The organism is Pedobacter sp. CFBP9032 (genome assembly GCF_034045265.1).
Taxonomy (GTDB): domain Bacteria; phylum Bacteroidota; class Bacteroidia; order Sphingobacteriales; family Sphingobacteriaceae; genus Pedobacter.
In genome coordinates, this window is sequence record NZ_JAXCWE010000022.1 from 24291 (window position 1) to 30816 (window position 6526).

Annotated in this window: 5 protein-coding genes; 1 reads left to right on the forward strand and 4 read right to left on the reverse strand. The window is 39.5% G+C overall.

Annotation, left to right across the window (positions count from 1 at the left end):
• Window positions 1-13: 13 nt before the first annotated feature.
• From SOM16_RS22625 to SOM16_RS22635, 3 genes are read right to left on the reverse strand one after another with little or no spacing between them, the layout of a single operon-like run.
• Window positions 14-874, reverse strand: a complete 861-nt coding sequence (locus tag SOM16_RS22625) for a polysaccharide deacetylase family protein (protein ID WP_320466275.1) — start codon at window positions 872-874, stop codon at window positions 14-16.
• A gap of 7 nt (window positions 875-881) precedes the next feature.
• On the reverse strand, window positions 882-1259 hold the full coding sequence (locus SOM16_RS22630) for a PH domain-containing protein (RefSeq protein WP_320466276.1): 378 nt from the start codon (window positions 1257-1259) through the stop codon (window positions 882-884).
• Between the two features lies 1 nt (window position 1260).
• Window positions 1261-2139 carry a polysaccharide deacetylase family protein gene (locus tag SOM16_RS22635; RefSeq protein WP_320466277.1) on the reverse strand — a complete coding sequence of 293 codons (879 nt, stop codon included), beginning with the start codon at window positions 2137-2139 and terminating at the stop codon, window positions 1261-1263.
• A gap of 174 nt (window positions 2140-2313) precedes the next feature.
• Between SOM16_RS22635 and SOM16_RS22640 the strand changes: the two genes are divergently transcribed.
• Window positions 2314-4821 carry a S9 family peptidase gene (locus SOM16_RS22640; protein WP_320466278.1) on the forward strand — a complete coding sequence of 836 codons (2508 nt, stop codon included), beginning with the start codon at window positions 2314-2316 and terminating at the stop codon, window positions 4819-4821.
• A 720-nt stretch (window positions 4822-5541) separates the two neighbouring features.
• Here the strand turns inward: SOM16_RS22640 and SOM16_RS22645 are convergent.
• The gene (locus SOM16_RS22645; RefSeq protein ID WP_320466279.1) at window positions 5542-5712 is read right to left on the reverse strand and encodes a hypothetical protein; all 171 of its coding nucleotides are present in this window, start codon (window positions 5710-5712) and stop codon (window positions 5542-5544) included.
• Window positions 5713-6526 lie beyond the last annotated feature (814 nt).

Below are 6526 nucleotides of genomic sequence, written 5' to 3' on the forward strand. Positions count from 1 at the left end.
TTGACAGTTGAGCTTATGATTTTGTTTTGTTAAAGCTTTTATTAATGCTGTAATAAAGGTTTTTGGCTGTGTATCTTCCCGGATCTATAATTCTGCGAATGGTGTAAAGTGGGTAAGTCGCATCGCTGGCGGTAGAAAGAATAAAAGCAGCTTTAAAACCGTGTTCCTTCAATTTATGTAAAGTTGAAGCTTTGTAAACGCCGTATGGATAAGCAAAGTATTCTATCTTTTTACCAGTAATTTGCTCTAGCTTTTTAGTGGGGTCATCTATTTGAGTTTTCCAGTCTTCATCAGTAAACTGAGCGAAGTTTTTGTGATCATACGTATGGCTCGCGATGGTATTGCCTTCATCAGCCAACTGCTTAATTTGCTCCTTAGTCATGTAACTAATCCTGCCTTTTCTCCCGATAGAAACTGTCATGATGAAATAAACTCCTTTAAAGCCATATTTTTTCAACGTAGCATTTCCGACTATAAATTGATCTTCATCCGTATCGTCGAAAGAAATGATGATTGGTTTTTCTGGAAGTTTGGCATTAAAAACCAGGTAATTATACAATTGATCTGGCAAAATCGTATGGTAGCCACTATCCGCCAGCATTTTTATGTGTTCCCTAAATTTATCTGGTGCAATAATATCATCATGAGCCCTTTTACTGTCGCTGGCCAGATTATTTCTTATTTGATGATAACATAAAACAGGTACCTCACGTTTAGCCAAAATTGCTTTAGCATCTGCAGGCCTTTGCTTGGTGGTGTCTATCTTTTCAGTTTTAGCAACGGCTGGATCTTCAGTTTTTTTACTTTTAGAATTTGATTGACATGCGGCCAAAAGCGCCGGAACAAGAACGGTAATAACTAAAAATCGTTTCATAGTGTGATTAAAGTACGTGTTGGGCTAATATTTTTTGAACCTGATAAACATCAACTGATTTATTAAACTGCTTTTGAATACTCGGTATTGTTTCATTCGAAACCCAGATGTTCAATACCGCATCTAAATCGAAAGTTCCGGCGGTTTCTACACTAAATCTGGTTATGGCTTTGTAAACTATGCTTTTATATTCTGTTTTGTTCCCTGTAATGCCTTGTTTATCAATAAGTATTAATCTTTTGTTAGTGAAAATAAAGGTGTCGCGAATCAGTTTAAAGCCAAGTTCAATCTGCTCACCATTAATTAATAAGGCACCGTATTGTTTCACTAGGTCATCAGGATTTACCGCGCCTGCGTTGCCTAATAATGCTGAAAATAATCCCATTCTAAAAACTGTTTTTTATGCTGTTGCTCAATGTTTTCGGACTCCAGTAACCGCTTGCAATAATTCTGCGAATGGTAAATAATGGGTCTCTTTCGTCACGTTTGGTTGATAGTTGAAAAGCCATTCTGAACCCACGCTTTTTCAATTCAGGAATACCTTCGGCGTTCCACAGCCCAAATGGATAAGCAAACTCTGTCATCTTTTTTCCTGTAATTTCTTCCAGCCTTTTAGTTGGTTTATCTAACTGTTCTTCCCAGTCTTTACCCGCATACTTTTTGAAGTTTTTATGGTCGTAAGTATGTGATCCAATTATGTTTCCTTCGTCTGACAGTTGTTTAATTTGATCGCTGCTCATATAATCAACAAATTTTCCTTTTCTCCCGATAGAAACGGTCATGATGAAATACACTGCTTTGTAACCCAGCTTTTTCAATGTTGGGTTTACAATCGTAAACTGATCCAAGTCGGTATCATCAAAAGTAAGCATGATGGGTTTGCTTGGTAATGCTGCGCCAGTATTTAGATAAGCATAAAGCTGGTCTGGAAGGATGGAATGGTAGCCGCTATCTGCAAGCATCTTCATTTGATCCTTAAAATTCTGAATTTCAACAATGTAATCTTTTCCAACTTTACCATCAGAAGCTTTCCAGTTTCTAACCTGGTGATAGCAAAGGATAGGTACTTGTTTACGGGCTAAAATGGTTTTGGCATCAGCAACTTTTATTTTTGATACATCAACAGGAGTAGTCGCTGCAGGTGTTATGGTGTTTGTTTGTGCTGTAGAATCTGTAGCATTCGAACTTTTTGATGATGATTCTGAATGGCAACTTGTCAATAAAATTAAACTCGCTGCTATTATGGTAAGTACGCTGTATTTCATAGTAAATATATATGTGTGCAAAACTATAAATTCTATCAAATAATTGTTCAGCAAATAACTAGTGTTGATAAATATTTACCGACATAAAATATGACTGGATAACGTTTTTATTACATGCTTTAAGAGTTTTAATTGGCTTTAATTAAATAATTTAGCCGCTCCAAACCATTCTTAATGAACAAAATTTACAAATTATTCTTTTGTGCACAATTCGTATCACTTACTGTAGCTGCACAAACCAAAACTTTTACCCTAACCGAAAATATTCAGGCCCCACCTAAGGCTAATTATCAACTGGCATCACGTTTTTCTCCAAATAAATTGAAAAAGATGGTGTATGCAACCTCGGTTGATCCACATTGGCTAAAATTAAGCAACCGTTTCTGGTACACCTTCGAAAGTCCGAAGGGAAAATTCTGGTATTTGGTAGATCCATCAGCAAAAACCAAAAAGCAAATTTTTGATAATGCTAAGTTAGCGGCAGCGATTACGCTGATTGTTCGTGATCCATTTGATGCTGAGCATTTGCCTTTAGAAAACTTAAAGTTTGCTGCGGATGAAAAGAGTGTTTCATTCGAAGTCAAAAGTTCTATTGATGAATTGAAGCCAGATCGGAAAGATAAAAAAGCAGCCGATTCTATGCAGAAGAAAATTTATTCTTTTAAGTATGAACTGGCTTCTGCAAAATTAACTGAAGTGCCTAATTTTAGTAAGCCAAAACCAAAACCAAGCTGGGGTTCTGTCGCACCCGATTCATCGGCAATTGTGTTCTCCCGTAATTACAACTTGTACTGGATGGATAAAGAGAACTATAAAAAGGCGGTTAAAAATGAAGAAGATAGTACTATTGTAGAACATCAGCTCACTAAAGATGGGGTTAAGTTTTATTCTTATGGCAGCGACGGCGATGGCGAAAATAATGTAGAAAATGAGAAAAACAATAAAAAGCGCAGAGGTGCTTATGTGCTTTGGTCGCCAAATGCTAAATATTTCGTTTTAGATAGAACGGATTCCCGTAAGGTGAAAGATCTTTGGGTAATTAATAGCGTTACGCCTGGGCGGCCAACTTTAGAAACCTATAAGTATCAAATGCCGGGTGAGGCCGAGGCGCCACAGGATGAGGTTTTGCTTTTCGATTTTGCCGCCAAATCTTATAAGAAATTAAATGTTTCGGCATTTAAAGATCAAAGTATCTCGGTGTGGAGCAAGCCAATATTAGCTAAAGATCGCGATAACGAATTTCGCCCATCTGTATGGTTAGGGAATGATAGTCGTTTTTATTTCTCACGTACCAGTCGCGATTTAAAACGCATTGATATTGCCACAGTTGATATTGCCACAGGTAAAGTTACACCGCTGATTGATGAGCGCTTTAATACCTATGTGGAAGTAAATCGTCCGGGTTTGGTAAATGACGGAAAGGAATTAATCCATTGGAGCGAGCGTGATGGCTGGGCACATTTTTATCTATTTGATGGCAATGGCAAACTTAAAAATCAAATAACGAAGGGTGCTTTTCATTGCGAAAGTATTGTTAATATTGATGAGAAAAACCGTGTGCTTTATTTTACCGCAAATGGGAGAGAGGCTAAGGAAGATCCTTATTACCTGCATTTATACAGCATCAACTTTGATGGTTCTAACATGAAGTTGCTGAATGCTGGTGATTTTGATCATGCTAGTTTTCTGAATGATAACAATACTTTTTTCGTTGATAATTATTCCAGGGTAAACACGGTACCAAAATCTACACTTTATGATAGAAACGGAAAAAAGGTGATGGAATTGGAGACTACCGATCTTTCCTTATTAATTTCTGCTGGTTATAAATATCCGGAGCCATTTAAAGTAAAGGCAGACGATGGTATTACCGATTTGTATGGCGTAATGTATAAACCTTTTGATTTCGATCCGAATAAAAAATATCCGATTATAGAATATGTTTATCCGGGGCCACAAACAGAAGCCGTTAACAAGGCTTTTAGCAAAAGTATGGATCGTACGGAGCGTTTAGCACAGTTCGGCTATATCGTCATTACGGTTGGAAACCGTGGTGGCAATCCATCGCGTTCTAAATGGTACCATACTTATGGTTATGGCAATTTGCGCGACTACGGTCTGGCCGATAAGAAAACAGCCATCGAACAATTGGCAGCAAAATATTCTTTCATCGATGAATCGAAAGTAGGTATTACAGGTCATTCTGGTGGTGGTTTCATGTCTACAGCAGCGATGTTGGTATATCCTGATTTTTTCAAAGCTGCAGTATCAAATGCTGGTAATCATGATAACAGTATTTATAATCGTTGGTGGAGCGAAAAACATCATGGGGTGAAAGAAACCATTTCCTTAAAAGGAGATACCTCATTTAAATATAGTATTGAGAAAAACCCCGATTTGGCGAAGAATTTAAAAGGACACTTATTATTAATGCATGGTGATGTAGATAATAACGTTCATCCGGCAAATTCTATTCGTGTAGCCAATGCACTGATGAAAGCTGGAAAACGATTTGATTTTCTCATTATTCCTGGTCAGCGCCATGGCTTTGGAGATATGACAGAATATGCTTTCTGGAAATTAGCAGATCACTTTAATAAATACCTGATTGGCGATTTTTCGGAGCTCAGTGATGTTGATTTGGTAGAAATGGATAGGGATATAGAACAAACGGGGAAATAAATGATTATAGCTTGTTAATTTTAATGCGATTGCAATTCCCCTCCATTGGAGGGGTGCCCGCAGGGCGGGGTGGTTTTTGAACTGTTTTTCCGCTGCGCTGGCTTGCCTCGGCTGGCCGCCGAAGGGCTCTTACTTTTTTGCTTGATCAAAAAAGTAACAAAACCGAGCTTTTCTGCGAGCTCATGAATACCTATAAAAACATAAATAACTTATGAATAACTCAAGGCTTGGATCTGATGTCGGATTAGCACGTCGAAATTTAATGGGCGGTAGCGTAAGGGCTCGATTTTCTTTTAATAAAGATTTATTTTAGGAGCCGTTCGCGCTACCTTGGGTTGTGGGAAAATTTGAACGTTGGTGCAAAAATTTCAACGGCTTCTCCTTCCATCATCTCCTAGGCCGGATAGCAGGGTGGCCATAGCATGATGAGAAAATTGGATGCAGACTTAGATTGATAATAAGAATGGCGATCGCTATCACTACCCTAGCAAGGCCAAACCACCGTTTCTTCGTTCTGCTCTTGGACCGGCATGGTCAATTTTTTGGGATGGCACTGACCAAGCCCAGCTACTGACTTGGATAAAAAAATTGCGAGCCGGCAGTTTTGTTTCTTTTGCTGTCAAAAGAAAAAAGGCCCGTCCGGCCAGGACAAGAAGATTTTTTTGTTTTCCACTGCGCTTGCTTGCCTCGGCTGGCCGCCGAAGGGCTCTCTTCTTTTTCTTAACAAAAAGAAGCAAAAGTCAAGGCTTGGAACTGATGTCGGATAAATTCGTCAAAGCCTTTTTTCGGCAGCACAAGCACCCGATGAAGGATCGGGAGATAACGCGCTGCCTTGGGTTGTGGGGTATGAAAGATTGTGGAAGAAGCTTTAACGTTTTCTCCTTCCATCATTTCCTAGGCCGGATAGCAGGGTGGCAATAGCACGATGAGAATTAGGATGCAGACTTAGATTTATAACAAGAATGGCGATCGCTATCATTACCCAGCAAGGCCAAACCACTGTTTCTTCGTTCTGCTCTTAGACCGGCATGGTCAATTTTTTGGGATGGCAATGTCCAAGCCTACTTACTAACTTTAACAGAAAAATTGCGAGCCGGCAGTTTTGTTTCTTTTGCTGTCAAAAGAAAAAAGGCCCGTCCGGCCAGGACACGATAAAATCCTTTTAAACCGAAGTGTAAAAGACATTTTTTTGTAGCATTCATCTACCGGCTGGTGTCATCACTTGCCGTAAACTTTTTCCGCTGCGCTGGCTTGCCTCGGCTGGCCGCCGAAGGGCTCTCTTCTTTTTCTTGGCAAAAAGAAGCAAAACCCAAGGCTTGGATCTGATGTCGGATAAATTCGTTAAAGCTTTGTTTCGGCAGCACAAGCACCCGATGAAGAATCGGGAGAGAATGCGCTGCCTTGGGTTGTGGGTGAACGAAAGATTGTGACCGAAGCTTTAAACGTTTTCTCCTACCATCATTTCCTAGGCCGGATAGCAGGGTGGCAATAGCATGATGAGAAAGTCGGATGCGGACTTAGATTTGTAATAAGAATGATGAGATTTAGCATGCAGACTTAGATTTATAAAGAATGGCGATCGCTATCACTACCTAGCAAGGCCAAACCACCGTTTCTTCGTTCTGCTCTTAGACCGGCATGGTCAATTTTTTGGGATGGCACTGACCTAGCCCATCTACTGACTTGGATAAAAAAAATGCGAGCC

Excerpts from the sequence above, each read along its gene's own strand:
- SOM16_RS22625 (WP_320466275.1), bottom strand. The coding sequence starts at position 874 with ATGAAACGATTTTTAGTTATTACCGTTCTTGTTCCGGCGCTTTTGGCC.
- SOM16_RS22630 (WP_320466276.1), bottom strand. The coding sequence starts at position 1,259 with ATGGGATTATTTTCAGCATTATTAGGCAACGCAGGCGCGGTAAATCCT.
- SOM16_RS22635 (WP_320466277.1), bottom strand. The coding sequence starts at position 2,139 with ATGAAATACAGCGTACTTACCATAATAGCAGCGAGTTTAATTTTATTG.
- SOM16_RS22640 (WP_320466278.1), top strand. The coding sequence starts at position 2,314 with ATGAACAAAATTTACAAATTATTCTTTTGTGCACAATTCGTATCACTT.
- SOM16_RS22645 (WP_320466279.1), bottom strand. The coding sequence starts at position 5,712 with ATGATGGAAGGAGAAAACGTTAAAGCTTCTTCCACAATCTTTCATACC.